This is a genomic window from Paracoccus sp. TOH (assembly GCF_030388245.1).
GTDB lineage: Bacteria > Pseudomonadota > Alphaproteobacteria > Rhodobacterales > Rhodobacteraceae > Paracoccus > Paracoccus simplex.
In genome coordinates this window covers 535,588-562,538 of record NZ_CP098361.1, presented here as the reverse complement: position 1 = coordinate 562,538, position 26,951 = coordinate 535,588, and the positions used below count along the sequence as shown (strand labels likewise).

General features: G+C 56.8%; 23 protein-coding genes and 7 pseudogenes. 12 read left to right on the top strand and 18 right to left on the bottom strand.

Annotation, left to right across the window (positions count from 1 at the left end):
* Window positions 1–85 precede the first annotated feature (85 nt).
* On the top strand, window positions 86–493 hold the full coding sequence (locus NBE95_RS13345) for a hypothetical protein (RefSeq protein ID WP_289895891.1): 408 nt from the start codon (window positions 86–88) through the stop codon (window positions 491–493).
* Window positions 490–2,187, top strand: coding sequence for a recombinase family protein (locus tag NBE95_RS13340; RefSeq protein ID WP_289895890.1), 1,698 nt, complete (start codon window positions 490–492; stop codon window positions 2,185–2,187). The genes NBE95_RS13345 and NBE95_RS13340 overlap by 4 nt, the downstream gene beginning before the upstream one ends.
* Window positions 2,188–2,272: 85 nt before the next feature.
* Here NBE95_RS13340 and NBE95_RS13335 read toward each other — a convergent pair whose 3' ends face one another.
* From NBE95_RS13335 to NBE95_RS13325, 3 genes and pseudogenes are all read right to left on the bottom strand, one after another.
* Window positions 2,273–2,536 carry a hypothetical protein gene (locus NBE95_RS13335; protein ID WP_289895889.1) on the bottom strand — a complete coding sequence of 88 codons (264 nt, stop codon included), beginning with the start codon at window positions 2,534–2,536 and terminating at the stop codon, window positions 2,273–2,275.
* A 249-nt stretch (window positions 2,537–2,785) separates the two neighbouring features.
* Window positions 2,786–4,660 carry a calcium-binding protein gene (locus NBE95_RS13330; RefSeq protein WP_289895888.1) on the bottom strand — a complete coding sequence of 625 codons (1,875 nt, stop codon included), beginning with the start codon at window positions 4,658–4,660 and terminating at the stop codon, window positions 2,786–2,788.
* A gap of 144 nt (window positions 4,661–4,804) precedes the next feature.
* Window positions 4,805–5,172, bottom strand: a pseudogene (locus NBE95_RS13325) (zinc-binding dehydrogenase); the annotation flags it as partial.
* Window positions 5,173–5,208: 36 nt separating this feature from the next.
* Here NBE95_RS13325 and NBE95_RS13320 point away from each other — a divergent pair.
* The 4 genes from NBE95_RS13320 (at window position 5,209) to NBE95_RS13305 (ending at window position 8,743) form a co-directional block, all read left to right on the top strand.
* On the top strand, window positions 5,209–5,634 hold the full coding sequence (locus NBE95_RS13320) for a copper chaperone PCu(A)C (RefSeq protein ID WP_289895887.1): 426 nt from the start codon (window positions 5,209–5,211) through the stop codon (window positions 5,632–5,634).
* A 483-nt stretch (window positions 5,635–6,117) separates the two neighbouring features.
* On the top strand, window positions 6,118–6,441 hold the full coding sequence (locus NBE95_RS13315; RefSeq protein ID WP_289895886.1) for a hypothetical protein: 324 nt from the start codon (window positions 6,118–6,120) through the stop codon (window positions 6,439–6,441).
* Between the two features lie 147 nt (window positions 6,442–6,588).
* Window positions 6,589–7,335, top strand: coding sequence for a hypothetical protein (locus NBE95_RS13310; protein ID WP_289895885.1), 747 nt, complete (start codon window positions 6,589–6,591; stop codon window positions 7,333–7,335).
* Window positions 7,316–8,743 (top strand): sulfotransferase family 2 domain-containing protein, encoded by a 1,428-nt coding sequence (locus tag NBE95_RS13305; protein WP_289895884.1) that lies wholly within the window; start codon window positions 7,316–7,318, stop codon window positions 8,741–8,743. The genes NBE95_RS13310 and NBE95_RS13305 overlap by 20 nt, the downstream gene beginning before the upstream one ends.
* A gap of 5 nt (window positions 8,744–8,748) precedes the next feature.
* On the opposite strand, the pseudogene NBE95_RS13300 reads toward NBE95_RS13305, so the two are convergent.
* Window positions 8,749–8,945: pseudogene (locus NBE95_RS13300) on the bottom strand (IS481 family transposase); the annotation flags it as partial.
* 140 nt (window positions 8,946–9,085) lie between these two features.
* Here NBE95_RS13300 and NBE95_RS13295 point away from each other — a divergent pair.
* Window positions 9,086–10,206, top strand: a pseudogene (locus tag NBE95_RS13295) (IS3 family transposase); the annotation flags it as partial.
* 42 nt (window positions 10,207–10,248) lie between these two features.
* On the opposite strand, the gene NBE95_RS13290 reads toward NBE95_RS13295, so the two are convergent.
* The 3 genes from NBE95_RS13290 to NBE95_RS13280 form a co-directional block, all read right to left on the bottom strand.
* On the bottom strand, window positions 10,249–11,262 hold the full coding sequence (locus tag NBE95_RS13290) for an IS66 family transposase (RefSeq protein ID WP_289895856.1): 1,014 nt from the start codon (window positions 11,260–11,262) through the stop codon (window positions 10,249–10,251).
* Window positions 11,263–11,330: 68 nt separating this feature from the next.
* On the bottom strand, window positions 11,331–11,684 hold the full coding sequence (gene tnpB / locus NBE95_RS13285) for an IS66 family insertion sequence element accessory protein TnpB (RefSeq protein WP_289895883.1): 354 nt from the start codon (window positions 11,682–11,684) through the stop codon (window positions 11,331–11,333).
* Window positions 11,684–12,100: a transposase gene (locus NBE95_RS13280; RefSeq protein WP_289895882.1), complete on the bottom strand. Its 417-nt coding sequence runs from the start codon at window positions 12,098–12,100 to the stop codon at window positions 11,684–11,686. Before NBE95_RS13280 ends, tnpB begins: the two co-directional genes overlap by 1 nt.
* A 100-nt stretch (window positions 12,101–12,200) precedes the next feature.
* Between NBE95_RS13280 and NBE95_RS13275 the strand changes: the two are divergent.
* A pseudogene (locus tag NBE95_RS13275) lies at window positions 12,201–12,311 on the top strand (IS3 family transposase); the annotation flags it as partial.
* 442 nt (window positions 12,312–12,753) lie between these two features.
* Here the strand turns inward: NBE95_RS13275 and NBE95_RS13270 are convergent.
* Together NBE95_RS13270 and NBE95_RS13265 are read right to left on the bottom strand one after the other, a co-directional pair.
* Entirely contained in the window at window positions 12,754–13,368 is a 615-nt protein-coding gene (locus NBE95_RS13270; protein ID WP_289895881.1) for a hypothetical protein, read from the bottom strand.
* Between the two features lie 236 nt (window positions 13,369–13,604).
* A complete protein-coding gene (locus NBE95_RS13265; protein ID WP_289895880.1) occupies window positions 13,605–14,405 on the bottom strand; it encodes a hypothetical protein in 801 nt (266 codons plus the stop codon).
* 389 nt (window positions 14,406–14,794) lie between these two features.
* Between NBE95_RS13265 and NBE95_RS13260 the strand changes: the two genes are divergently transcribed.
* Together NBE95_RS13260 and NBE95_RS22415 are read left to right on the top strand one after the other, a co-directional pair.
* Complete coding sequence (locus NBE95_RS13260) at window positions 14,795–15,937, top strand: glycosyl transferase family 90 (protein WP_289895879.1); 1,143 nt, start codon at window positions 14,795–14,797, stop codon at window positions 15,935–15,937.
* A 274-nt stretch (window positions 15,938–16,211) separates the two neighbouring features.
* Window positions 16,212–16,424: pseudogene (locus NBE95_RS22415) on the top strand (hypothetical protein); the annotation flags it as partial.
* A 78-nt stretch (window positions 16,425–16,502) separates the two neighbouring features.
* Here NBE95_RS22415 and NBE95_RS13255 read toward each other — a convergent pair.
* On the bottom strand, window positions 16,503–18,572 hold the full coding sequence (locus NBE95_RS13255; protein ID WP_289895858.1) for a recombinase family protein: 2,070 nt from the start codon (window positions 18,570–18,572) through the stop codon (window positions 16,503–16,505).
* Window positions 18,562–18,738, bottom strand: coding sequence for a hypothetical protein (locus NBE95_RS13250; protein ID WP_289895859.1), 177 nt, complete (start codon window positions 18,736–18,738; stop codon window positions 18,562–18,564). The genes NBE95_RS13255 and NBE95_RS13250 overlap by 11 nt, the downstream gene beginning before the upstream one ends.
* 190 nt (window positions 18,739–18,928) lie before the next feature.
* Between NBE95_RS13250 and NBE95_RS13245 the strand changes: the two genes are divergently transcribed.
* Both NBE95_RS13245 and NBE95_RS13240 read left to right on the top strand, forming a co-directional pair.
* A complete protein-coding gene (locus tag NBE95_RS13245) occupies window positions 18,929–19,051 on the top strand; it encodes a hypothetical protein (protein ID WP_289895860.1) in 123 nt (40 codons plus the stop codon).
* Window positions 19,045–19,260: pseudogene (locus tag NBE95_RS13240) on the top strand (transposase domain-containing protein); the annotation flags it as partial. The gene NBE95_RS13245 and the pseudogene NBE95_RS13240, both read left to right, overlap by 7 nt.
* A 170-nt stretch (window positions 19,261–19,430) precedes the next feature.
* Here the strand turns inward: NBE95_RS13240 and istB are convergent.
* From istB to NBE95_RS13205, 7 genes and pseudogenes are all read right to left on the bottom strand, one after another.
* Window positions 19,431–20,159, bottom strand: a complete 729-nt coding sequence (gene istB / locus NBE95_RS13235; protein ID WP_289895878.1) for an IS21-like element helper ATPase IstB — start codon at window positions 20,157–20,159, stop codon at window positions 19,431–19,433.
* 85 nt (window positions 20,160–20,244) lie between these two features.
* Window positions 20,245–20,693, bottom strand: a pseudogene (locus tag NBE95_RS13230) (transposase); the annotation flags it as partial.
* Window positions 20,694–20,714: 21 nt separating this feature from the next.
* On the bottom strand, window positions 20,715–21,065 hold the full coding sequence (locus NBE95_RS13225) for a transposase (protein ID WP_289895877.1): 351 nt from the start codon (window positions 21,063–21,065) through the stop codon (window positions 20,715–20,717).
* Between the two features lie 261 nt (window positions 21,066–21,326).
* Complete coding sequence (locus NBE95_RS13220) at window positions 21,327–22,496, bottom strand: nucleotide sugar dehydrogenase (RefSeq protein WP_289895876.1); 1,170 nt, start codon at window positions 22,494–22,496, stop codon at window positions 21,327–21,329.
* Between the two features lie 575 nt (window positions 22,497–23,071).
* Window positions 23,072–24,682 (bottom strand): hypothetical protein, encoded by a 1,611-nt coding sequence (locus NBE95_RS13215; RefSeq protein WP_289895875.1) that lies wholly within the window; start codon window positions 24,680–24,682, stop codon window positions 23,072–23,074.
* A gap of 263 nt (window positions 24,683–24,945) precedes the next feature.
* A complete protein-coding gene (locus NBE95_RS13210; protein WP_289895874.1) occupies window positions 24,946–25,896 on the bottom strand; it encodes a hypothetical protein in 951 nt (316 codons plus the stop codon).
* Window positions 25,897–25,926: 30 nt separating this feature from the next.
* A complete protein-coding gene (locus tag NBE95_RS13205) occupies window positions 25,927–26,763 on the bottom strand; it encodes a hypothetical protein (protein WP_289895873.1) in 837 nt (278 codons plus the stop codon).
* Window positions 26,764–26,951 lie beyond the last annotated feature (188 nt).

Here is a 26,951-nt window from a genome sequence, read left to right as displayed (position 1 = left end):
GCCCATTTTCCCGCATTGCCATGCGCGGCGCCTCTGCGTTAGACTGACCTAAGGACATGGCTGGAACGTCACGCTGTGCGAGCAGATGTTCAAATCTCTTGACGAGCCGCAAATTCGCACGTCGTCGCGCCAGTATTTTTGCGACGCCATGCTGCTCAGGAATTCGCCAATGCCCGACCCAGCCCTCCATTCCTCGCCAAACACCGCCGGGCGCTTCCCTGTAACGCATTGGAAATGCCGCGTAGTCTTTGTGCAGGACCGTCAGGGATTGGCGCAGGAATGGCACGGCAACGACAAACCACAGCATCGAAGCTTCGACTGGTCACGGATACCACGGATGAAGCTGTTGCGCGCGTTGCTGGCACCCGTAAACCCGACCCCCGTCTCGCCGATCTCGTCCGGCAACTCGCCCGACAGGCAGCGCGCGACCTCATTCAACAGGAAACGGCCCGATTGGCGGGCGACCGCCTCCCCGACTGAGGTGTCCGCATGAAGGTCGCGCTCTACGCCCGCTACTCCTCCGACAACCAGCGCGACGCCTCGATCGCCGATCAGCTGCGTATATGCCGCCTGCGCGCCGAAAAGGAAGGCTGGACCGTCGTCGAGGAATACACCGATCACGCCATCTCCGGCGCCAGCATGATCCTGCGACCGGGCGTCCAGGCCCTGATCTCCGATTCCCTGCGCGGCCGTTTCGACATGATCATGGCCGAGGCCATGGACCGGCTATCGCGCGACCAGGAGGATATCGCCGGCATCTTCAAGCGCATGACCTATGCCGATGTGAAGATGTTCACCCTGTCCGAGGGCGAGATCACCCATCTGCATGTCGGGTTGAAGGGCACGATGAACGCGCTGTTCCTGAAGGATCTGGCCGACAAGACCCGTCGTGGGCTGCGCGGCCGCGTCGAGGATGGCAAATCCGGCGGCGGTCTCTGCTACGGTTATGACGTGGTGAAGAAGTTCGATGATCGTGGGGAAGCCATCCGGGGCGATAGGACCATCAACGAGACCGAGGCCGGGATCGTGCGACGCATCTTCGCCGATTATCTTGACGGAAAGTCGTCGCGCACGATCGCCATGTCGCTGAACCACGAAGGCGTGGCAGGGCCGCAGGGCAGTGAATGGGGGCCATCGACGATCCACGGCAACCCGAAGCGCGGCAGCGGCATCCTGAACAACGAGCTTTACATCGGCAAGCTTGTCTGGAACCGCCTGCGTTATATCAAGGATCCCGATACTGGTCGGCGCGTATCCCGCCTGAACCCGGAAAGCGATTGGGTCGTCCATGAGGTGCCCGATCTGCGGCTCATAGACCAAAACATCTGGGATGCGGTCAAGGCGAGGCAGAGCCGCCTTGCCTACGATGTGGTCGAAACCAGCCCAAACCCCCTGAATGACCGGCGTCGCCCGAAGCACCTCTTCGCCGGCCTCGTCAAATGCGGCTGCTGCGGTGGCGGCTATACGATGATCTCGAAGGATCTGCTCGGCTGCGCGACGGCGCGCAACAAGGGCACCTGCAACAACCGGCTCAACATCCGGCGCGACGCGCTGGAAGCCTCGATCCTCAACGGGCTACGCAAGCACCTGATGGATCCCGCGCTGTTCAAGGAGTTCTGTACCGAGTTCACCAGGGAGGTGAATCGGCTGCGCATCGAGCGCGGCGCCGATCTGGAGGGTTGGAAACGGGAACTGGAACGCACAGACCGGGAACTCGACAAAATCGTGGACGCTATCCTCGAAGGCTTCCCTCCAGCAAAGCTGAAGGACAAGGCCGAGAAGCTGGAAGCCCGGAAGGCTGAACTGGCTGAGAAGCTGGCCAATGCCGATGAGCCCCCTCCGCTGCTGCATCCGAACATGGCGGCACTCTATGCGCAGCGGATCGGGCAGCTCTATGAGAATCTGCAAGACGTAGACGGCCGCGCCCGCGCGGCTGAAACCTTCCGCTCGCTGGTCGATCAGATCACGCTCATGCCGGATAATGGCGAGTTGGCGATTGTGCTGCGCGGCGACCTCGGCGCGATCCTGCGCTTTGCGGCGGGCAAGAAAAATCCCGACTTCCTTGCGGAGGCCGAGGCTTTGGACAACCTGCTATCGCCGGGATCGTTGGTTGCGGGGGCGCGATTCCAGAAATACTTGCCTTTGCATCAAGGTGGCTGGCAGCCGGCAGGATCCCTGGCCGCATGAGCATTACGGGTGGGAAATACTACCCCCCGAGATCGCACCCGAAACACCCCCGGCGACCGGATCCGCCGTATGGCGGGCATCAGCACTATCCCCGGGATCGACTCCGCTTGATCCAGTCGGCCCCTCCGTAAGTGACGGCATAGACGAGAACCTGCCTCGTGCCATCGGCATCCAGGCGCTCGACATGGCGCATACCGGGCTTGGTGCGGCGATCCATCTCCTGGCCTGCTTCTTCTGGCCCGGGGTCGCCGTCCTGCTGATCCATATGGCCGCGCGCTGATCCACCCTCGTTGAACGGGTCCACCTCGTGCCCCTCAAACATGATGTGGAAATAATCGACGGACGGCATGTACAGGCCCTCTCGACACCATCCAGCGCCAGCAGCTGCTTGGCCGCGACTGCACCTTGGGTTCGCCGAGCATGCGCTAAGCGATGGCCGAGCGCATCAACCGCGCTGCTGAGGATACTACAACACCAATCGACCACACAGTACATTGGGATATCGCCCCACTTGCCCCGGAAAGTATCGTCCACTCAGCTGGGGCTGATCAGCGCCTTCATGAAAGTGCTGTCGATCATCAGCGTGTCGCCATGGACTCTAGACGAAAACGAAATCCGACATGGCCAACTGGCCCACGCCGTTCAGCGTCGCAAGCAGGATCGGGCTCGAGCCGCCTCCGCTGCCGTCGGCATCATACCAGAGCCGCCGAGCGTCCGTCTCGAAGACCAGCGCCGGGGCCAGGCCAGCGACCACCGGATCCGTGGCATTCACCAAGCGCAGCCCGGCGCCGAAATCCGAACGATCCAGGCGGATCACGTCCTGGCCGCGCCGAAAATCGGTGATCAGGTCTCCCTCCCATTCATGGCCGGAGAAGTCCGTGAAGTCGAACACATCGCGGCCCACGCCGCCCGTCAGGATGTCCGCACCCGCGCCGCCTGTCAGCGTGTCGTTGCCGGCCCGACCGTTCAGGATGTCGCCACCCTGCCCCCCGATGAAGGTGTTGTTGCCCGCGCCTCCCATGAAATGATCGTCCATATAGGTGCCCTCCAGCACCTCGACATTGCGCAGGGTCTTGCCATAGGCCAGCCCGGTATTGCGCGCCTGGTTCTCAAGATCGACCACCGCGCCCAGTTCGGAACTGGTGAAGACGACCTTGTCCCAACCCAGTCCGCCGTCGATCACCGCCCGATAGGGCAGGTTCACGTCCTCGTCGAAGCCGATGAAGAACTGGTCGTTCCCCGCCTCGCCCAACAGGGTGTCATTGCCGGATTCGTGATAAAGCACGTCATTGCCGACGCCGCCGCGCAGCATGTCGTTGCCGCGCCCGCCATCCAGCGTGTCGTTGCCGCCGGCGCCGGCCAGCACGTCATGGCCGCCATTGCCCTCGATGCGGTCGGCAAGGTTCCAGCCGGTGATGACATCGCGGGCGCTGCCGCCCTCGTAATCCAGGATCTCGGTATTCGCGACGCGGGTGCCGTTGGCGAATTGCTTCGCAGCCGCAGAGAAGGACCAGACGATCTGCGCCGTGACCTGCGTGAAATCGACATGAATGCGGTCGAAGCCCAAGCCGCCATCGGCATGGTCATTGATCCCGATCGACAGGCTGTCATTGCCGAGATTGCCGATCAGGATATCGCGCTCGCGGCCGGTATCCGAATGATAGCTATCGCTTCGCAACTCGTCATTGCCGTCGCCGCCGATCAGGCGGTCGCTGCCTGATCCGCCTTCCAGATCGTCGTTGCCACCGCTGCCATCCATCCAGTCGTTGCCGCTGCCGCCCCGCAGCGCATCATCGCCGGCATCGCCCCAAAGGGAGTCGTTTCCGGCGTCGCCATAGAGGCGATCGGCATCGCCGCCGCCGCGGATCTGGTCGTTGCCTTCCTCGCCGGACAGCGCATCCGATCCCAGGCCGCCCAGCAGCGTATCGTTGCCCAGGCCGCCGCCCAGCGTGTCGTCATGAATCCACCCGGCCAGCCGGTCGGCATAGTCGCTGCCCGCGATATCGAAGGCCTCGATCTCGCGGAAGGTAAAGGCGGGGGCCGAGCCGAACCGCAGCGTCACGGTGACCGTGGGATCCTGGAGGGTGAAGCGAACCGGGCCGGCGACGGCGCCGAAATCCAGCCGCAACAGGTCGATGCCATCACCGCCGAAGATACGGTCGCCGGGGGCGTCGATCAGGTTGGTCTGGTCGAAGATGTCGTTGCCCGCGCCGCCGCGCATCAGATCGCCGCCCGCGCCGCCGACGAAATGGTCGTCCCCGGTATCTCCCCAAAGCGTGTCGGCGCCGGCCCCGCCATAAAGCCGGTCGTCCTGATAGCCGCCGAACAGCACGTCATTGCCGGCATCGCCGTAAAGCCAGTCGTCGCCGAAGCCCCCGTGCAGCGTATCGTTGCCGCCAAGGCCGGAAATGTCGTCGGACAGGAATGTCCCTACCAGGGCTTCCGAATTGTTGGTTCCTTCTATCCGAGCCATGTCGCACCCCCAGAAGAATGAGACTCCACTACGCCCGCCGCGCCGGAACCTGTCAATCGCTTCGGCCAAGGACAGCGCCGATCCGCCGAGCGGAAACGCGGCGGGCATGGAAAGGCCCAAGCCGCGCCCCAGACCGGCCGGCAGCTATTCGCGCATGACGATCTGCAGCTTCACGTCGGTCTTGCGGGCCAGGGCGGCGCGAAGCCGGCGATGCTGTCCTCGATGGGGATCGAGGCCGAGATCAGCGGCTTCAGGTCCACCGTGCCCGAGGCGATCAGTGCGATGGCGCGGTCGTAGACATTGGCATAGCGGAACACGCTCTCGACCCGCAGTTCCTTGGCTTGCAGCCCGACGATATCGACCGGCACCGGATCGACCGGCATGCCGACCAGCACGATGGCGCCGCCGGGCCGGGCAAGCTGGTGCATCGACAGGATCGCCGGCGCGACGCCCGAGCATTCAAAGACCACGTCGGCGCACCAGCCGTCAGTGGCCTCGGCCACCGCCTCAGCCAGCGGGCGGCGTTCGTTGCCAGTTCATGCAGCGCCATGGCAAGCGTCTGCACCATGCTCGACCACAGGCCGATGCCGCGCAGACCTTCGAGGAGCACCGCGTCCAGTGCCCCGGTGGCAGGCGGCTATGTCACCATCGCCAACAAGGGCAGCCAGGACGACCGCTTGGTCGCGGCCCGTTCGCGGCGGGCGGGCGCGATGCAGATCCACGAGATGACCATGAACGGCGACGTGATGAAGATGCGCGAACTGCCCGATGGCCTGCCGGTCCCGGCGGGCGGCTCGGTCGAGCTGAAGCCCGGCAGCTATCTCCTGATGTTCCTGCAGGTCGCGGAACCGTTTGCCGAGGGCGAGACCGTCGAGACGACGCTGGTCTTCGAGAAGGCGGGAGCAGGCTCATATCCCCGAAAGCGTCGGGCACGGCACTCCGATCACGCTGGACGATGCGGTCGCGGCCTTTGACCGGCTGGGCCTGCATCGCGGCTATGCCGTCGGCTTGCCGCAAAAGCCCGAGGGCGTGTTCAGCGGTTCGGTCTATCCCGACGACCTGAGCCGGCAGCGCGTGGTGCATCTGGACCAGTAACCTGCTCCTGGCGCGCAAGTATTCTGAGCGGCCGCAGTATATCCATGACGGCAAGGTCATTGTCATGCGCTCGAACCTCCGCTGGTGCAGCGACGGCTTTGGTTCATCCAGCCAGATCAGAAGAGACCCGCGTCGCGCTGGCTTCCGCCCCAAGTCGAACCCTGACACCGGCTGGCCGATGGCTGAACCCGCTTGGGGCCAATTGATCGCTAACAGGAACGCGGAACGTGACTCGTGCACCTGGATGATGTAACGCATCATTAACACTAGTTTATCTATGACAGCTCAGCTACAGTGTTGACAATCCAAGATTGTATGCCATTGATAGACATGAGGTTAAGCTTGTTTATGGGTGCCGCAACATGAAGGTAGTAGATAGTAATTTCAATTACTTAAGCGATCTTGGCAGTGGCCGTGCGCGTGGAGCTGCAGAGGTTAAAAAGATTGTCTGTGCCATTGCGCCAATATCAAAAAACGTCAATTCTACTACCTTACTTTACGGTTTGTCGGCTACCTGCCACAATCTGAGCCATCGAGAGATCCGGCCTAGTGACTACGCCCTGGGTCGTAGGGAGCTGTTGCAGGATGCCAGCGACATTGCTTGGGCAATTGCCGCTGTCGCCGACAAGGCCGACATGCCGGGGTTACTGAGTGCATTTGTCGCGATTCTAGGGAAGCTTGAGTGATCAAGATGCAGTGAAGCCCCACGGAAGAGGTGGGGTAAGCAAACATACTGCGCCCTTACAGGTTGTGCCACGGCACTGCGAAGGGTAAGTGTGTCCCTCGGCAAGGTCATGCTTGCTAACATACAGAACACACGAAAACGAGCAAAGATGGCGAAGCGATCTTATCATTTCCACATCGGAGCGCACGAGATTTATCAAACGCTAATTTCGGACGCCTTTAGCGCATTGGCGAATGAAATGTCTAATGCGAAAGTTGGCGTCCTCGATCCGATATTATTCAGGTCAGAAATTCGGCCGCTTTTACAAGGAAAGCCACAATCAGCGATCCGCCATATTTCTGAACTGAATATTGACCAGTCATTAGAAAGAGTCGTTTTATCGGCTCATGGAATAGTCTGTGGAAAGAAAGAAATTTTTTCCGATAAGGGGCTATACGCCAGCAATGAGCCCTTCTTAAGCAGTGTTGCGAGGCTCTTCGAGGCCGAGGATGTCACTCTCCACTTGGCGATAGTGCCCCAGCATGACTTTCAGCCGGTAGCAGACTCGATATCGAGCGCCGCGCAAGATATCTCTTGGATTCCCTTTATCGACGAAATTCAGGAGAAAAACCCAAGTATGAAACTTGTTGTCTGGCCTATTGAAAAAAGCATAGAAGATTCGGTGGAGTTTTTGGAGGGGATTTGTGGGACTTCCCTTCCAGGAAGCAAAAAGCAGAGTGTCAAGAAAATAGCCATTAGTCAGCGAATTCAAAGCCCAGAGGTCGTCCGAGAGTCTACGGACATTGTCTCTGCCTACATGGATTATATGTTCCATCGGGATATGGAGAGCTTGGCATGGGCCTCAGAGGCGACTATTGGGATAAAAAGGATCAGAGATGAATTTTCTATTTCCTGATCTGAATGTAGTATTTATCCACTTACCCAAGAACGCTGGCTCTTCAATACGGAGCGTAATGGGAAAGAACTGCACTGGGCCAGCGGGCGGATCAATCCCTAAGGATTGGCGTCAGTTCCCGTCATTTGCCGTAATTCGCGAGCCGTTAGGTCGATTCTTGTCGGGTGTCAACATGTTTAGGGTGGGTGCCGAGAACACTCCGGGAAGCGATTATTACAGCTTACCCCGAATGCCAAAGCTAAACATATCGCAAGCCCTCGACATCCTCGAAGATGGCAGCATACCATACGACAGATCAATTCGCAGTGATCAGGCAAATCTCAAGCACCATCTTTGGCCTCAAACACATCCGTTCAATTGCTTGAGTGACGCAGATCACATACTTCGTTATGAAAATCTAGAAAATGATTTTAAAAAGCTGTGCGCCGATATAGGCATATCGACTGCATTGCCGAAAGTAAGGCATAGCAGGCAAAGCCAGCATCGCTTAACCTTCAACGATATTACTGCAAATGACTATTATCGCCTTCGAAAAATCTATGCAGACGATTTCGATATACTAGGCTATGATCCGCAACAGTCTAGCAAGAAGCTTTTGCACCTGTCCAGGCGGGAAAGGCTACGTCTCGAAACGGAGATGGAAAGACTAGCAGCTGCATGGCCTCGGTATTTTAATGTAGAAAACTCCTCTCCTGATAAACCAGCGGGCGCAAATGAGTTGCCTTCGCCAGACATTGACCTTGAGGTATTTTATACAACTACGGTTCCTGGCGTCAGTCAAAAAAACTGGTTGGGCCGCGAGCGCAGCCTGTTAGACCACTTTCATATGCTAGAACCCGAATTCGGCGGACGGTCACGAATAGCACATCTCATGGCATCTGCCATTGTTGTGCTGCGTAGAGACGCAGGCAATGAAGATGCGAAGAAGCTTTTTTTTCGTATATTGAATGAATGCCCGGACATTGTATCCAGAAATATGAACTCTCGGTGGTTAACTTCGGTTTGCGATACGGTTGCCGATATAGCAGATAATGAACTGGATAGACTTTTAGGCCTAACTGGAACGCTGTTTGCAAATACGATAAAATTTTCCGAAACTGAACGAAAATTTTATTATCCTCCACGGCCTTGGCCCCCCCAAAGGAGGATTGGTAAGGCAGAAAATATCTACGATGGTGTCTTCACTTTTTGGGTGAAGGGCGGCGACTCCATGAAGAACCTTATGGGTCGTGTCGAAAAGGTTCTTGAAATAGATCGCCCTGCCGCGTTGTTCGTGAAAGAATTGGTATTACGTGCTATGGAGGGAGACACAGTTTATGCACGGCTATCATCCATAGCCGGCAGAAATACGCCATTTGCGAAGCAGGATTACGTCAAGCGAATAAAATCCATGATGAAGGATTTGTAAATTGCTTAGGTGTTCAGTCCCGGCATCTGGTGGATCGGATTGACGATGAAGCTGTCGGACTCTGAAGTCCAGATCTTGCAGATGTATTCGTAGGGTGTAAGGCCATTGAGCGTCTTGAGCCGGAGAGCGAAGTTATAGGCGGCGATGAAGTCGTCGAGGTGTGTTCGCAGCTGATCGTGATTGTGTAATGGAAGCGCTTGACGTTCGGCGGGAAATCGATCCCCCGGATCGTTTTCTGGTCCGCTTCACCCTCCTTGATCGTGCGGTTCATCCGCTCGACCTGTGAATAGCCCCATGTTTCGTGGACGCCTTCTTCGCTAACTTTGAGGCAAGGAGGCCATGATGGGCACAGGTAATTTCACTGACGATTTCAAGCGCGATGCGGTGGCGCAGATCACGGAGCGGGGCTACCCGGCCAAGGAGGTCTCTGAGCGGCTCGGGGTGAGCACGCACTCGCTCTATGCCTGGAAGCGCAAGTTCGCGAAGGCGGTGTCGGGTGAGACGGCAAAGGATGCCGAGATCCGACGACTGAAGCGAGAGCTGGTCCGGGTGTCGGAGGAACGTGACATCCTAAAAAAAGCCACCGCGTATTTCGCCAGGGATGCAAAGTGAGATACGCGTTCGTGGCCGAGCATCGGGGTCAGTTTTCCATCCGTGCGATGTGCCGGTGCCTGCGCATCCAGCCGAGCGGGTTCTATGCCTGGCTGCAGGCGCCGGTGAGCGCGCGAGCCCAGGAAGACAGGCGCCAGACCGAGTTGCTGCAGGAGGCCTGGGTTGAGAGCGGCAAGGTCTACGGTTACCGCAAGCTGCATGATGATCTGGTGGAACAGGGTGAAAGCATCTGTCCGAACCGGGTCGCCCGATTGACATTGACGCAGCTTGCGGGGATCAAGGCACAGATCGGCTACAAGCGCCGCCCCGGAAGTTATGGTGGCAAGCCGTCGGTCGTGGTCGACAACACCCTCGACCGGCAGTTCGATGTCGAGGCCCCGGATAAGGTCTGGGTGACCGATATCACCTACATCCGGACGCAGGAGGGCTTCGCTTACCTCGCGGTGATCATTGACCTCTATTCCCGGCGCGTGGTCGGTTGGTCGATGCAAAGCAGGCAGACGACAGATGTCGTCCTTCAGGCCCTGCTCATGGCGGTCTGGCGGCGAAAACCGAAGACCAAGGTGCTGATCCACTCGGATCAGGGAAGTCAGTTCACCAGCATGGATTGGGCTGCGTTTCTGCGCGCCCACAATCTGGAGCATTCCATGAGCCGCCGCGGCAACTGCCACGACAACGCAGTCGCCGAGAGCTTCTTCAACCTGCTCAAGCGCGAGCGGATCAGGCGCAGAACCTACAGGACCCGCGAAGACGCAAGGCAGGACGTGTTCGATTATATCGAGATGTTCTACAACCCGAAGCGCAAGCATGCGAGGAACGGGATGCTGTCGCCCGCCGAGTTCGAACGGCGGGAGGTGATGAGACGTGAAGGCGTCCACGAAACATGGGGCTATTCAGGTCCAGCAATAGACCAGTTGCCACGGGCCATTGTCGCGCGCGATCTCGGTCATCGCGTTGTAGGACTGGTAGGCGTCGCATTGCAGGAAGCGGCCGTGGTATCCGGCGAGGAAGTTCAGCGGATGCGCCTTGCCCCGGCCGGGGGCATAGTGGAACAGCACGATGGGTGGGCCAGCCCCGCCATGACCACGCTCGTCAGTGACGACGGCCCAGAAGAAGCCGCTCTTGGTGCGTTTCAGGCCCGGTTCCAGCACCGGCGCGCGGGTTTCATCCACGAAGATGCGGTCTGCGCCACGCAGATGGGCACGCATATGGTTGATGACGGGCATCAGGTGGAAACAGGCGCGCCCGACCCAGTTGCCGAGTGTGCCGCGGTCCAGATCGATCCCTTGCCGCTTGAAGATCTCGGCCTGCCGATAAAACGGCAGGTGGTTACCGAACTTCGAGACGATAATCCAAGCGATGAAGAGTTCCGTGGGCAGCCCGCCGGGCACGACATGCTCGGGGGCATGGGCCTGCGCGACAGCTTGCGAGTAACGGCGGCAGGCGTATTTCGGGCGCCGCGTGACCAGCACCCGGAACTGGGCGGGGATCACGTCGAGCCGTTCGGACACGTCTTCCCCGATCCTGGACATCTCGCCGCAACCGCAGGGACAGAGCGTGCTGGCAGGCTCGATCACGCGCTCAACCCGAGGCAGATGGGACGGCAGATGCCCGCGGTTGCGCTTGGGCTTGCGGGGTGTTTCCCCGCGCGCCCGCTGCATCGCCGCTTCGGCCTTTTCTTGTGCTGCCTCAAGCACACCTTGAGCAAACTCGGCATCTTCCAGGGGCAGGTTGAACTGGTCGGGCGAAAGCTTTTCGGAGCGCTTGCCGAATTTCTCGCGCTGCGCCGCGTGCAGGATATCCTGCAGCCGCCGATTGGCCTCTTGCGTCTCGGCCAGCGTCGCCTCCACCTCGGCGAGGCGGGCCTTCAGCAAGGCGTTTTCGCGCGCAAGATCAGCTGTTTCCATGGCGGGAAGTGAAACACAGGATGCCCTTTCCGGCCAGCAAAAACAGGCGTTTCGACGCAGCCTGCCAGTCACCCCGCCGCCAGCGGGCGCCGCGTCCGTTCGGGGCGGACCATCCGCCAATCCACGCCCTCAAACAGCGCTGCAAACTGCGCGCCGGACATGCGCATGACCCCGTCGCGCAACTGTGGCCAGACGAATTTGCCGCCTTCCAGCCGCTTGTGAACTAGCACCATGCCGGTCTGATCCCAGAGCAGCAGTTTGATCCTGTCCGCGCGTTTCGCCCGGAAGACGAATGCGGCTCCACAGAACGGATCCATCCCGAACATCTCCTGCACCGCCAGTGCCAATCCGTCGATCCCCTTGCGAAAGTCGACAGGCCGGGTCGCCACGAAAACCTTCACCGGGCCGCCCTGGCCGAACATCACGACGCCGCTGCCCGTGCCGCGCGGATTGCCCGGGTCAGTTGGCCCTCGTCGACACCAGGACCCGCGCGGATGACGATGTCGCCCACCACGATTTCGAGATCGGACCCGGGGACAGCCGCCGAAACCTCGGTCGCGCTGTCATCAACCACCAGTTCCGCGAAGAACGGCAAGGCCGCCACGCTCTCGGGCACCATCAAATTGCCTTTGCATATCTGCTTGCGCCAATCGTAAATCTGCCAGCGGGTCGTACCGTGCTTGCGCGCAGTATCTGCGACCGTCACCCCGGGCATCATGCTCTCCGCCGCGATCCGCGCCCGCTCTGCCTTCGTCCGCCGCCGACGACCGCTTGGCCCCTCGATCACCTCAAGCCGCGAGACCCCGACGCCCATAGAGCCGTCCAATTGGACGCCCATTTTGCCGTCCCTCTCCAAATCCAAAACCTCCGCCGCACATGTGCGTGGAAAATGAAGGCATCAGCTCAAAAATGGCAGGAGGGGATCGGCGTCGCGATTACACTCGATGGTGGAAACGTTCTTCAAGACCATCAAGTCAGAGCTGATCTGGCCGGTCGCATGGCAATCCCGCCAGCAGGCCGAGAACGCGGTCGCCAGATACATCGACGGCCCTTCGCCTACCTCAAGGCAACCCTCGCAGCCATCGCCACCGGCCACCCGCAAAGCCGCATCGACGTCCTGCTGCCCAGGAACTTCAGGCCGTCAAGCTAAGCAGACCGTGCTGCCCAGAGAACGCTCACCAACATGTAGAGTCTGAACGCCAGAGTCGCTAATTTTTCGTTTCACTTCGCAACGTCGAACGAAGCTTCTCGGGATCGGTCTTCAGATCCACCGTAGCGACCCGCTTGTGCCATTTCGAGGCGGCTATGGGGTTGATATGCCCGGTCCTGGCTCAGCGACGCAGTCGAAGGTTCCAATCGCTGTATAGCTACTCGGACGGAGTGCGCGGTGGTGCCCCCTGATGAAGCTTCCCATATGGATTCCGCTCATTTCACAGAAAGGATCACAGCATCAAACCGCACGATAAAACATCCTAAACGGCTACAACCTCTTCAATGCGGGGACTGAAGATGCGTAAGCTTTTTCTTCAGCACGTCCGAAACTGTTTGGTATTCAAATTTTTCCCCTATAAAGTTGTAGAGCGGCTTTAACGCAGCTGGATCATCCTTATAATCGTCGTACTCCATTAGCATAGACGACCCTCTATGCGCCGAAACATATCTCTCAAATCGCAGGTCTGCAGCGCCGAGCTTCCGAATAACCTCTTTTGTATCTTGTTCCTTCCACCAACCAGATCTGGCGACACTCTCCAAGTTTCTACGATTAAAGATAAATCGGGAGTTAGGAAAAAAATGCGATATGAACTCCAAGTGCCTATCCAAATACTCTCCCAAAGTGTGATAACGGATCTCTTTAAAGCCTCCAACTCGCGTGCCGCTTGGAAGAGAGAGAATATTATCCACAAAAGCTTTGCACATTGATTTCCCAAAGGCGGTAGCATCTATACGCTCACCCCCAAACCATGGGTGATCGCCAGGAGAAGCCTTAGAGGACGCCTTTAGTCCCCAAATTGGAGAAGAATCTTGCAGGTCATGATATGCACGTGAGATATGCGAAAGAACTCCGCCATTCTCTCCTCTTATGCAATACCCATCGATGCTATTCAAAACACTTTGCAGTAATGTCGACCCGGATCGGCCGTAAGTCACTATAAAAATAAAGGAATTAGGCCGAAACATGACGCCGTTCCCCCCGTCAGTCCTCTCCAAGCCCATTACCGCCTCCGAATTTCCGAATAATCGCTCATAAAGAAGACGCAATCACCGATGAGCACCATTATCGAGTGCTTTTCTAAAGCTACGTTGCCGATGATCGGTAGTCAAGACGTGCTGATCGCCCCTACTCATCGCAAAATCCGATATCGAGACTTTATGATTTCAAGATCAGTCGCAAACTGCTGCGACAAAACCCTGCGGTCCTCCTCAGAATAGCCATTAAACTTCCCCTCATTACCTCTAATATTCTGATTGGAAATTAACTTCTTCATCAGTTCGGCTTGCTTCGGACCCTCAACCAAATTGCGCAACTGCAAATAGGTTGTTACAACCCCACAAGAAGGCGACGGCCGTTGATCTCCAACACCATCAACTGCCAACTTCGCAAGACCATGGGATGATATTCTATCCAATATCTCATCACGCCTATCTCTAAAACTTGCGTAATTCCAGACAAAAAAATCGGCATTAGGAAGCAACCTCTCGAGCCGCTCAAGAAGTCCAACATAGCCTCCATTGCGAACCTTCCTAGCTTGCGGCCTAAAGGCACCATGTCGCAAACTTTCCACCCATGCCGATGACAAGAAATCCGCATAATCTCGCACGCATAAACAAATGCTCACTTTCAACTGCCTCGCCCAGGCAAGATGCCGCTCAGGGCGGGGGTAGAATGCCAAACCCGCAGCTGCATTTCCGAGTAAATTTTCATCAGAAAGCACAACTATATCATCACGGCGAATAACATCTGGAACGATGTCTGCCAACCCAGGATCGCGAGAAATAATGCTCTCACGGGAGACCCAAGGTCCAATATAGAAGTAGCCCTCCCTCCAATCAGATCGCTCCAAAACTGACTGGATATAGGTAGTCGCGGTTTTGTGAACGCCCAGATGTAGACATAACAAGGCCGGCGCCATGCTTCTTGACACGTCCCCCCCCCCTACCTAGACTTCGTCACGATCTCCTACCTTTCGAGGACCGCAAGGTCAAGTGGGGACGCTCATCGCAACAAACTTTGTCAACGGCATTCGAGTTGTTGCAAGCCATTTATACAAAGCATTACAGCGTGGTGGGCATTGCCTTCCTTATCCGATATAATAGCGCGAGCCACGATGGCCAAGAGTCTTAAACAGAAATCTTGCTCTTCTTGGCGCATTACACGAGAAAGAGAAAGTATGCGCGCGCCCAACAATCACCCCCCCCCAAACAGCACTGAGAATAAAAATACGATCCTCGATCATTGAAGTGTTGATAATAGACATCCGTGACGGTACTATGCCCCCGCCGCACGACGCCAGCATAAGAAATAGGTCCATAGATGGGAAACATTATAAGCGTTTCAGAATATATAGAAGGAAGCATAAACTTTCGCGCTACTATACCTCGAAACAAAGCAAAGTTATATCTGTCAGAAAAAAGCTTTCCCGAGCAGTTCTCAATACCAACGATGGGGGCTTTCTCTACGCGAAGAAACCGCTTCCTGAAACTGAACAGCTATGACAAAATAACGAATCACGACGGACTTCGATTTAAAGCCAGCCACAAGCGGGCCATTAGGGCCGTACGATGGGCGAATTATCTTTCCTCAAATGGCATCCACGGCATTTTTGCATTTAACACAAACGATGGTCAGGGATGGGAGTACGAGACACTCGACCCAATATGGGATCAAGTGCCTGTGTGGCAGTTTGCGAGGAAGGTGGGGGAGCAGCGTAATGTATTTTTAATGCCACTTGAACGAAGCTTTATGGGTCCTAGGTCGGAGAATCAGCCCCGCGTTGGTTTCGATCCGGTCCCCTTCAAGGAAAAGCAGCCGCTAATATTTTGGAGAGGCGCGCCAAACGGAACGGAGATCGAGGGAAATAATATTCGCTGGTTATCTGGAGAAATGGAGAGCTTTACGAAAACTTCGCCTGGATCAATGGCTGAGCAAACCGCGTTAGCAGTTCTGCGTTCCTTTTTGCGTATCCGCATAGTCGAAAACCTTGCCACTAGCCCTATAGCGGATGTGGGTTTTGTTATACGCCCAGGAATGGACCCCTCTCCCTCTATAAAAAAATGGTATAGGCCCCCGACACCTCGCCAGAAGCAATGTGAAAGTAGATATCTTCTCGCTTTGGAAGGAAACGATTATCCGACCAGTCTTTATTGGTCTCTTGCGTCTAATTGCCTTGTAATGATCCCTGCCAGAAGGTGGGAAACAGCGCTAGACTTCGGGCTTCAAGCAGGTGTTCACTATATTCCGGTCGGAGAAAGCCAGAAAGAGGTTGAAGCAGCCATAGAACACTGTGAAAGTAATCATGCAATGTGCGAGGAAATTATAGCCAACGCTCACAGTTTCATCGAGTACTTATCAGATATAGAGATACGAGACACAATTGACGCTGAGGTGGCGCAGCGTTATGCGTCAGCTTTTCAGGCCATTGGGTCGCTTGACGAGCTATCATTGTCAAAATATTAGACTCATCTATGGCCGTCCCAGAAAGTATAGAGAGCTATCAAGCGGCGGGCACTTAGTCGAGCGCTGATATCTGTCCGGCGGTTACGGCACCTTAGCCTGCGCCGCCTCTAGCATTACATCTTATGCAAATCTTTTTGCAAGAAGCCGTTGAGGCAGGCATACATCGCCCTCTGGTGACTAACTGAACGCCTCCATGCCTGCGAAGGGGGTAAGCGGCGGCTGAACTCCACATTCCTTGGCTGACGCTGTGCTGCGAGGTCCTGTCCACCGGCTGATGGGGCCGACCTCATCAGCAGCGAAGATCTCGATTGGTGAAACAACTGAAGCGCATACCATAAGGCAATGCCTTACGACCATTTGCTCAATCAGAGCAGGCGGCCTTCACCGCAGGCTTACGAACCAGGCCGTGCATGGCAGACGCTCCGGCGAAAAGCTGGCCTACATCCACCGCCACTGGGACGGACTGCAGACTTTCCTGCACGACGGCCGTGTCGAGATCGACTCCAACAGTGTGGAAAACCTGATCCGCCCGATCGCGAGTGGTGAGTCATTATGCCCCTCTTTTTCAAGTGTCTGGAAATATTGGAAGTTGGTTCTGGTCGGCCGCGTGACGCGGGCGTCCTTTCTGTCTAAGTGCCTCGACGACGCATTCGCTCTCGAGTTCTTCGGCCCGGATTTGCCAAGGCGCGCCCGGAACGACCTGCTCGGCAGGCAAAATCCCGTCCTGGATCATCCGCCGCACGACATGGCTGGTCACCCCGAGTTTTGCCGCGGCCTCGCGCATGGTGAGCCAAGCGCCGTCCTTCTCGGCCGAGCGAAAGGCGTGGATACCGCGCACCCTGCGGATGGAGGCCACCCGGTGCGCCGTCCAAGTCTTGTCCTGGCCGGTGCGCACGCCCATCCGGTTCAAGGTGGCCGCGATATCGGTGTCGGAAAAGCGCGTTGCCATCCGCTCCATCACGGCCAGAGCCTGCTCGGGCGTCTGGCAACCATGCTCCCCCGTCCTTGGCTTACGCACCCGCAATTGCGAATGCTGACCGCCTTGCCAGTGGATCGTCAGCACGACCTCCCGTGTCACGTCGTCAATATCGGCGATGATGTCCGAGATCAGCGCCCGGATCAGTTGCTGGCGGCTTCGGGTCGTGACACCCGGCGCCAACCAGGCTGCGGAAAGGTCCGCCGCCAAGCTCTCGAAGTTGGGCATCGGCGCGGTCGGGTCCAAGGTATCCGTTGCGGCAAGGCGCGCCCGGCAAGCCTCGACACGCCGCAACGCAGCTTCCCAATGCTTCTCGAGCTGGGCTGCGATAAGCCGGTTCTCCGGGTCGCAGGCGGCATAGCGCCGTTCTGCCAGCGAAGCATCGTATTCTGACTGCTGCAGATCGAGTTCGGCCACGCGCCGACGCTCGGCCTCTCCTTCCCTGTGCATCCGCTCCGCCTCCAGTGCGGCCTCGATCGCCATCGGCTCGACCACACGCAGTATCTCCGATGCGATCGCGGCGTCCACACGGGAACCGCCGAAGCTGAGACAACGTGGCAGGCCGAGCATGAGATTGGGCCGGTCGCAGCGATAGGTCGGGCGCCCCGGCGGGGCGCCGGCATAGGCGACCGCCAGGCCGCGGCCACAGCGCCCGCAGGTCAGCATGCCGGCAAGAAGGGCACGACCGCCCCGCCCGGACTTCTGTCCTCCCGTACGTCCATAGGCGTTGGCTGCGAGCAGCATCTGGTTCCGCTCGTATTCCGCCCAATCAATATAGGCGGCATGATGATCATGGATAAGCACGTCCCACGCTTCCGGTGGTTTGCCATGGCCGTAGGACTTGCGCGCGCGCCCGTCGACCAATTCGATCCGCTTCTCGCTCTTTCCATAAACATAGGTTCCTGCGTAGAAGGGGTTCTTCAGCAGGCCGATGACATTGCGGTAGCGGATTGCTGTCCAGTCGAAGGATGTCAGGCGCTTCCCGTCCGAAGGCCGCGGAAAGAACACCCCCTCCGCCGCCAGCGACAGATGCGTCTGCCGCGCGCTGCCGAGTTGGCGGAACCGTTCGAAGACCAACCGGATCACTTGCTGGAGCCGGAAGTCGGGATCGAGGCCGAGCCCGATATCGCGATGCCAGATATAGCCGATCGGCACGCTGATCCGAAGTTCGCCGCGGCGGGCCTTCGCCCGGGCGGCGTCAATCATGCGTGCTCGGATCACCCCGAGTTCAAACTCGCTGATGCTGCCCTTCATGCCGAGCAGCAGGCGGTCGTTCGGCAGGCAGGGATCGTAGATGCCATCGAGGTCGATGACACGCGCCTCGACAAGCCCGCACAGTTCGAGCAGGTGGTGCCAGTCCCTGCCATTGCGTGCCAGCCGCGAAGCGTCAAAGCAGAGCACGGCGCCGACTTCCCCGGCGCACAAGGCGGCGACGAGCTTCTCGAAGCCGGGCCGGGCCACCATGCCGCTGGCGGAGCGGCCAAGATCGTCGTCGATCACATCCACGGTCCGGAAACCACGACGACGCGCGACCTCGACCAGCTCATATTGCCGTCGCCGGCTCTCGGTGTTGAGTTCGACTTGGGCTTGGGTTGATTGACGCACATAGACCACCGCCTTGCGCTGCAGGATGGCCGGCGGAAGGAGATCACCGTCCATCATCGCTTCCCTCCGGTTCGCTTTCTCCCGCCGCTTCGGCCAGGAGGATGGCCAGGCACGTCACCACCTGCTGGCGCTCCTGGAGACTCATCCCGCGCAACCGCTTCGAGTCGAACTGCATCTGTAGTTGCCTGGGGCATGAAGGCTTGATGGGCAGGTCTTGCATCGGTCTGTTCCTTTCCGGCGATGAGATCACCGGAAGAGCTTCGCCGAAGACCGCGCCGACTCAGAAGGTCATCGAGATCTGACAGGGCCGCGAGCGACACGCGCGGTGTGCCAAGGTCCATGCCGGTGCAAGCCGCCGGATCGAGCATCCACGCGGTCACGACCATGAACACTCCAGGCAGCACCTCGATATGGACGAACTGGCCGGACTTGCGTCGGTCGACACGCTCCACCCGAAACTGTCGGCCGAAAAGCGCGTGCCAGCGATAATGCACCTCAACAAATTGCCCGACATGGGCAGAATGAACGGGTGATGGCCCTGACCCGCAAGAATGCGCTCTTCGCCGGCCATGACGTGGGAGGGCGATCGTGGGCGCGCATCGCATCTCTGATCGCCACCGCAAAGATCAACAGTGTCGAACCCTTCGCCTACCTCAAGGCAACCTTGGAAGCGGTGGCCGCCAGCCACCCACAGGCAAAGATCAACGACCTGCTGCCCTGGAACTTCAGCCCGTCAAGCTAAGCCCTCAGTGGGACGCAGAGACCGCTCTGATGTCTTTTTGTCAATCGGCATCCAAACGGGCCCCCCGATCGGCGCCCAAAAGTGACCCCTTTGGCGCGCGGTTGAGCAGGCCCGTGGCGGCGTAGCTTTCCAGCTGGCGCAGCCGACGCGGGCCTGCGTTTCGGAGGGGTTCAGGCTCGGGTTTTGATGCGCCAGCTGTCGTTGCCGGTCTCGACAATATCGCAGTGGTGGGTGAGGCGATCGAGCAGCGCGGTGGTCATCTTCGCGTCCCCGAAGACGGTCGGCCACTCGCCGAATGCGAGGTTGGTGGTGACGATGACGGAAGTCTGCTCGTAGAGCTTGCTGATCAGATGGAACAGAAACTGGCCGCCGGACTGCGCGAATGGGAGGTATCCGAGTTCATCGAGGATGACGAAGTCGAGCCGCATCAGATGTTCCGCAAGCCGGCCCGCCCGTCCAGCACGGGCCTCGGCCTCCAGCCTGTTCACCAGGTCGACGACATTGAAGAACCTGCCCCGGGCACCATTGCGGATAACCGCACGCGCGATCGCCACGGAGATATGGGTCTTGCCGGTCCCCGTGCCGCCAACCAGCACGACGTTGCGCTGTTGGCTGAGGAACTCTCCACTGGCCAGATCGCGCACCAGGGTCTCGTTGATCGGGGTGTCATCGAAGGTGAACTCCTCGATCTCCCGGGCATAGGGCAGCTTGGCGGTTGTGATCTGGTATTTGACCGACCGCGCTTTCTTCTCGTTGATCTCGGCGGCCAGAAGATCTCCAACGATCTGGCGGGGTTCGTGCTGGCGGCGCACAGCGACCGCCATGAGTTCGTCATAAGCGGCGCGCATCCCGTAGAGCTTCAACTCGCCCATTGCGGCCATGATGTCAGCACGATCCATCAGCTGGCCCTCCGCAGCAGGTCATAACGGGCGCAGTCCGCCACCGGTTCATGGGTCAGGCGCAAGGCCGGAGAGGTCAGCAGGAGACCTTGCCGCTCTCAACCCAGGCCTCCTGCAGCAACTCGGTCTGGCGCCTGTCTTCCTGGGCTCGCGCGCTCACCGGCGCCTGCAGCCAGGCATAGAACCCGCTCGGCTGGATGCGCAGGCACCGGCACATCGCACGGATGGAAAACTGACCCCGATGCTCGGCCACGAACGCGTATCTCACTTTGCATCCCTGGCGAAATACGCGGTGGCTTTTTTTAGGATGTCACGTTCCTCCGACACCCGGACCAGCTCTCGCTTCAGTCGTCGGATCTCGGCATCCTCTGCCGTCTCACCCGACACCGCCTTCGCGAACTTGCGCTTCCAGGCATAGAGCGAGTGCGTGCTCACCCCGAGCCGCTCAGAGACCTCCTTGGCCGGGTAGCCCCGCTCCGTGATCTGCGCCACCGCATCGCGCTTGAAATCGTCAGTGAAATTACCTGTGCCCATCATGGCCTCCTTGCCTCAAAGTTAGCGAAGAAGGCGTTCACGAAACATGGGGCTATTCACATCAAGTCGATCGGTTTTGACCCGCTCCCCGGTTCTGACCGGGATCAAGGACGGCGCAACCACGCAGCAATCGCAACCGGCTGCGCGCATCTGCCGGTAAAGGCCGTAGCCCGTCGGACCAGCCTCGTAGCAGGCCGAGATGTCACCCCGCCCGGCAAGATTTCTCAGCAGCTTGTCGACGCTGGCGGGGGTGTTCTCGAACGTGCCCAAGCTCAGCACATCGTCCCCGCGCTCTCCACCCGCGATCGCGACCGCAAGCTTGTCCTTGGAAACATCAATTCCGACGTAGATCGTTCCATGGGCGTTCCGCATGTCTTTCTCCATCGCAAACGGACGGCACCCGCCGCCCCGCGATCAGAATACAGGCTGATCCGTCAGGTCCGGGCCGGTGAAAAAGACATGCGGGCTTACCGAAGGGGCAGGCCGGGCGTTAAATAGCGTGTTTTTGGTCTATCCCATTCCTCACGCAGACCATGATCAGGGATGTTTGGATTAGTATAAACCGCCAACTAGAGCGACTGAAGTCGTTACACACGATTAGGACCTCGCACGCTAAAGCGTATCATCAGAGCCTCAATCTTTCCCGAATAGGTCCCTTGTGAAGACCTTCCCTACGACATCGTCGAGCTCGGTCGACAGTCGGTTCGACAGGATTAGATCGGCTTCCTCCTTGAACGCAGCCAGATCCCGGATCACTCGCGAATTGAAATAATAATCTTCGGTCAAAGCTGGTTCGTAGACGATCACCTCTATCCCCTTTGCCTTGATCCGCTTCATGATCCCCTGCACCGCGCTCTCGCGGAAGTTATCGGATCCCTCCTTCATCACTAGCCGGTAGACGCCGACCACGTCAGGCTTACGGGCAAGAACCTGCTCAGCGATGAAATCCTTACGCGTGCTATTTGCGGCGACGATAGCTTGGATCAGGCTTTGCGGCACCGCTTGATAATTGGCCAAAAGCTGGCGCGTATCCTTGGGCAAGCAGTAACCGCCATAGCCAAAAGAAGGGTTATTGTAATGTGCGCCGATGCGCGGATCGTGGCCGATACCTTCGACAATTTGTCGAGTATCGAGGCCGTGCACCAGCGCGTAGCTGTCAAGCTCGTTGAAATAGGCCACGCGTAAGGCGAGGTAGGTATTGGCGAACAGCTTGATCGCCTCGGCCTCGGTCGGGTTGGTGAAAAGCAACGGCATATCCTGTCGGATCGCGCCCTGTTTGAGCAGCGCAGCGAACCGCTCGGCCCGCTCGCTACGCTCGCCCACGATTATACGCGAAGGGTGAAGGTTGTCGTAGAGTGCTTTGCCCTCGCGCAGAAACTCGGGGCTGAAGATGATGTTAGGGCAACCGCTTTTCTGCTTGATCGCTGCTGTAAAACCCACGGGGATAGTCGACTTGATAACTATCACTGCCTTGGGGGCGACGGTGGAGACCTGTGTGATGACGGCTTCAACACTCGAGGTGTCAAAACGGTTGGTAACCGTATCGTAGTTAGTCGGTGTGGCGACGATGACAAACTCGGCGTCTTTGTAGGCCTCCCCCGGATCGAGCGTGGCGCGCAGGTTCAAGGCGCGGTTTGCTAGGTAGTCCTCGCAATCGGCATCGACAATCGGCGAGCAGCCATTGTTGACCATCTCAACCCGCGGCGTCGAAAGATCGATCGCCACCACTTCGTTGTGCTGGGCCAGTAGGATGGCGTTGGAAAGGCCGACATAACCCAATCCGGCGACGGCAATTTTAGGCATGGATATCTTTCTAACATATCGACGGCCCAGCATGGGCCCGTCTGTGTAATTTACTGTCTTGTTCCCCGGATTACTAACGCTTCGAGCTATTGCGATCCGAGTTCACTCATTAAGAAACGACAACGGCTCTGTTGCACAATCGTGTAATGGCACTGGCCGTTAGAGACCAGAGGGGCAGTCAGGCCAAATCAGCGGTCCGCCACCGCGAACCTTCCCTCCAGGGAAATGACCTGATTACAATCAAACTCTAGGGTAGCACGGAGCACTAACAATCTCGTCTGATACCGCGATGTCCTGGGTGACGAAGCCGACTGGCAAGCCCAGCCGGCAACCCGACCATACAGATACGGTGGTGCAGGTTGACCTAGCGATAAGGGCGTCTGGTATGAGCCGCACCTCGTGGGTCGGTTCATAGAACCCCCGGTTAGGGAAATACGCACTGCCACATTTTTCGCCAGATCATATCGCCTTCGGCAATCTCCGACATGGCCGCTCTCAAGAAACCAGCCTGACAGATTGATTCCTTCTGGGTCGAGCGATTACATCACTAGATTTTTCGAAAACAGTAGAACATCTTATACAAGGACATCCCACATAAACCCCACACTGTTTGACCTTCTTGAAGCGTAAAGTGTCTCTATTTTTGCCGCAAGCATCATCCGGTGCAGAGACGCACCTTCGGGAGGCCGGGGGAACCGCCCTGAAGTCAAAGAAGAACGAACTATTTCATCAGCCGTAAGCTTCTCCACGATTGGCCAGCTACTCAAATCAGTGCAAAATTTCTTATAATACTGCTTCAAAAACTGCGCAACGCTCTCTTGACTCGGTACATTTCCAGCATCAATACTAACGTATACCTTTCCTGGTATGACATCAAAATCGACGGGAGCAACCAAGTTCCGGATGTTGTTTTCTGTAGGCTTCTTGCTCGGATTGTCGTAATCGTCATTCAGCAGTTCAGGGAACACCGAACCAATGAGATCGTAACCTATTTGACCATCTTGGATTTTATTATTAGAAGCTGACCATGCAATCTGATACGCAGCGCGGCTTTGAAATGGCATCGCAGCGGTAATCATATTCGTAGCACCTCCTGTATGGAATCTACTGCGGAACTCTCGATAATGAAGAACCAGTGGATCTGTCTGCTGCATATCGCGTGCACGTAGAATCTCAAGGGTTTCTAGCACATCCGCCTTCCAATTTTGGAAAGCGGTGTCAGACGAGAAAGCAAGCTTAAGCGAATCGAGAAAATCCGAAGAATATCTGTCAGCAAAGAATGGGCGGAAGATTTCTCCTGCCCCTCCTCCAATCTTCACGTTAAAAGGATTTGGCTTTGTTCTAAACGGTCTGAGCGAAGCGTAGGAACCAAGAAGGAAGTCTTCCGTATACCGCAAGGCAGTGTCGGTTGATAGATACAGATCCGTCTGCAGTCTCGGCTGATTAAGAGAAAAATGATACTTTTCGGCAAGTTTGGATGCGACTTCGAAATCTCCTTTCACACCCCCCGTCTTCGACGAGTTGAAGTGAACATTGTTTCCAAAGCCCTTGCTGCGCATTGCAAGCAAAAGCGCCAAATTTGCGCGAGAATCTACGCCGCCCGAAACATCGACGGTCACAGAAATATCACTTCTATCTACAAGTGACGCAATCCTGTTAGCCCAAACCCGTACAAAATTTGAAATTGCTTCTTGGTATATAGCGCCGTTATTTCGGTCTTTGCGAGGATTGAGCTTTGCGCCATCACCGCCAACAATGACTTCACACCATGAAGGTACTAGTACGATTTCATTTATTGCTGTTTTAAACGAATTTGGTTGCTGCCCAAATGGCGCGCGAATCCTCCAACTGTCGAGCTGATGAGAGCAGACACTAAAGGGGAGGTCGTTCGCCCTTATGTGATCCAGCAATCGCGCAAAAGAATTGGAAAGTGCCCATCTTTTCTCACTCCGGTACAAAAAGATTCGAGCATTTCCTTGGAAATCAGCGCCAAATTTGAATCCACCATCCGTAGGACGCCCCAAAAAATAGCATCCATCTTCATCGAATTCTATTAGCCTGCAATTTTCTCGCTCATACTCAATGACCCCTTCTCTTCCTGAGATATAGTCCGAACCTAGGAAGCAATATCCATCAAAGTAGAATTCTTGAGGAAGGCTATCTTGGCTAAACAGAAAGAAATCCATGAAGAGGGGCCTCCATCAGCAAGATTTGCCACGCACAAAGTTCATTCTTTGCATAGTGCAGCGCGTGATTAGTCTGAATTTGAGGAGAAATTAACATTGCCGCCCTGAGCTTGCAACATCATATCCCAGATTGTCCACCACTTAAGCCGTTAAAATAGTCCTGTCGCAGAGCGACTACCACCGAAAACAGAGAAACTATACGCTAAGCTCGATATTCATGGTACGGAAGATCGCCACGCATGCCCCTTTGGACCAGTAGCAGCTCAGCTAGCCTCAGCCTCGCTCAAGACACGGCGGTACCATTCGCGCATCGGATCAAGATCGACAGCTTGGCGCGCTGCCGTAATTGCAGCTTCTCGCTCCTTGCGAACCATGTGTATCTTGCTTTTCGTCAAGAGAAATTCTGCGAACATCGGCATGCTTTCAACAGCGACCTCACACGCAGCCAAGGCCGCATCTAAATGACCCTGCTTCATACGTCGCAGAGCTAGAGCATGCATAAGTGCGCCGCGATAATAAGACGATTCCTTACGCGCCTTCCTATAGACGCCCCGGACCTTTTCTATATCGCTATCTAGAACAGCCGAAAACATGGCTGCGAGAATTGTCCGAGAGGCAATAGGATTAACGACGTAATGATCGCAAAAATAAGCAGGCACCAGAAAGGCTTGACCGGATTGGAGCGTCTCGACCTCACAAAAATGGCGCAGATCGACGGCGAGCATCGGATCTGCGACGACGTATATCGTTCCTGCCACATCGTCTGAAGATATATTCATGTCCTGGTGGAGATTAGGAGAGAAATACTTCGCGAACCGCCCATCCCATGGGACGTCGCTCGGATCGATTGAGACCTGCGGTGCGAGAGACAGAACGCAATCGCAACCCATGAGAGCGCTGTACTTGATTGCAGCATATCCGCCCATGCTGCTACCGTAACCCACTTTACGAGAGTAGCCTTGCAGAAAATTCCCTAGAGCCTCGGCTGCTTGCGTAAGAGAGGTTTTAGGATACCAATTGTTCTGCCGCGCGATAATGCCGAAGACATCGAAACCATGGCTCCTCAGGGCGGCTAGCGCAGGAATTCCCCTTGCCGCGAAGTCGTGATTCATCGGGCTATAAGAAAGCACAGCCACGTCACTGCGCTTTCCTTCCGCCGCTGGGGAAAAATAGACAGAAACATGATTGTCTTCAAAAATGGTTGTTGCGGTCATTTTTCCCTTCCCGAGGAACGATACAACATCCTATGTCTTCTTTGCCCTGAAAGCATTATCACCGGCGCAAAGAACGCTGATGATACGCAATGCCTGATCTCTGTTTACGGGGACCAGACTTTCAACATCGGACAACCGTTCACTTTCCGGTAGAGGCTCTCCGGGGCTGAACTTCGAGCATTTATAGAACTCGATACCATGCCGCTCGAATAGTGCGCGCGAATCGTCTTGGTTGACGGCCGCCACCGTCGCCGCTACGCTCTCAAACAGGCGAGGTTTGCGAGTGTAGCCGGCTTTCTCGGCAATGTCACGAAATTTTCGCCACAGCCTCTCGGATTGCATGAAAGTATAGGCTGAGCTCTGGGCCATGTTGTCGGGGAACCGTCGCATTAGATCGAGAGCGAACATTGTTTCCCCGCTGAGCGTTTCGTTGCTGTGCAGTACATCCGTGTACAATATCTTAGGATCCACATCGGCGATGTCCTTAATCTGATCGAGAAAGTCCGCCAGCAAATCACCATTACGCCATTGGCCAGATTCAAAGGGACGAACGGTGGCGTTCGTTCCAAAGACATCTTCATAGATCTGAATAATTTCAGAAAAGTTTGTGCGAAATTCGTGAGGCGGAATAACACCCCCACTCCGCTTGAGCTTTTCCTGCGTCATCGACAGATAGTAATCTTCCGGCTTTCTTACATACACCAAAAGTCGGACATCCTTTCCCCACCGGTGGATGAAATCCCGCAGTGCGGCAATCGTGTCGAGAGTAATAGTTGACATGACACTGGCAGCTATTTCCTCTATGGAGAGCAGAATGTTCACATCAGGATTTTTCGATTTTGCGTCATCAATGATATTGCGCAGCATTTCCAACTCTCCAGCTGCTACCGGTTTCAGACTCTTTGCTGTTAGGTGCTTAAGAGCTCGCGGCTTGAAGTCGGAGCCTGGCGCTGGATAGGTCAAGCCGGCAGCTGCTAGGGGCCCGGCGCTCTTGTTAAAGATCTGCTGCAGGTACGTAGTTCCTGTTTTTGGGAACCCAAAGTGTAGAATTGTTG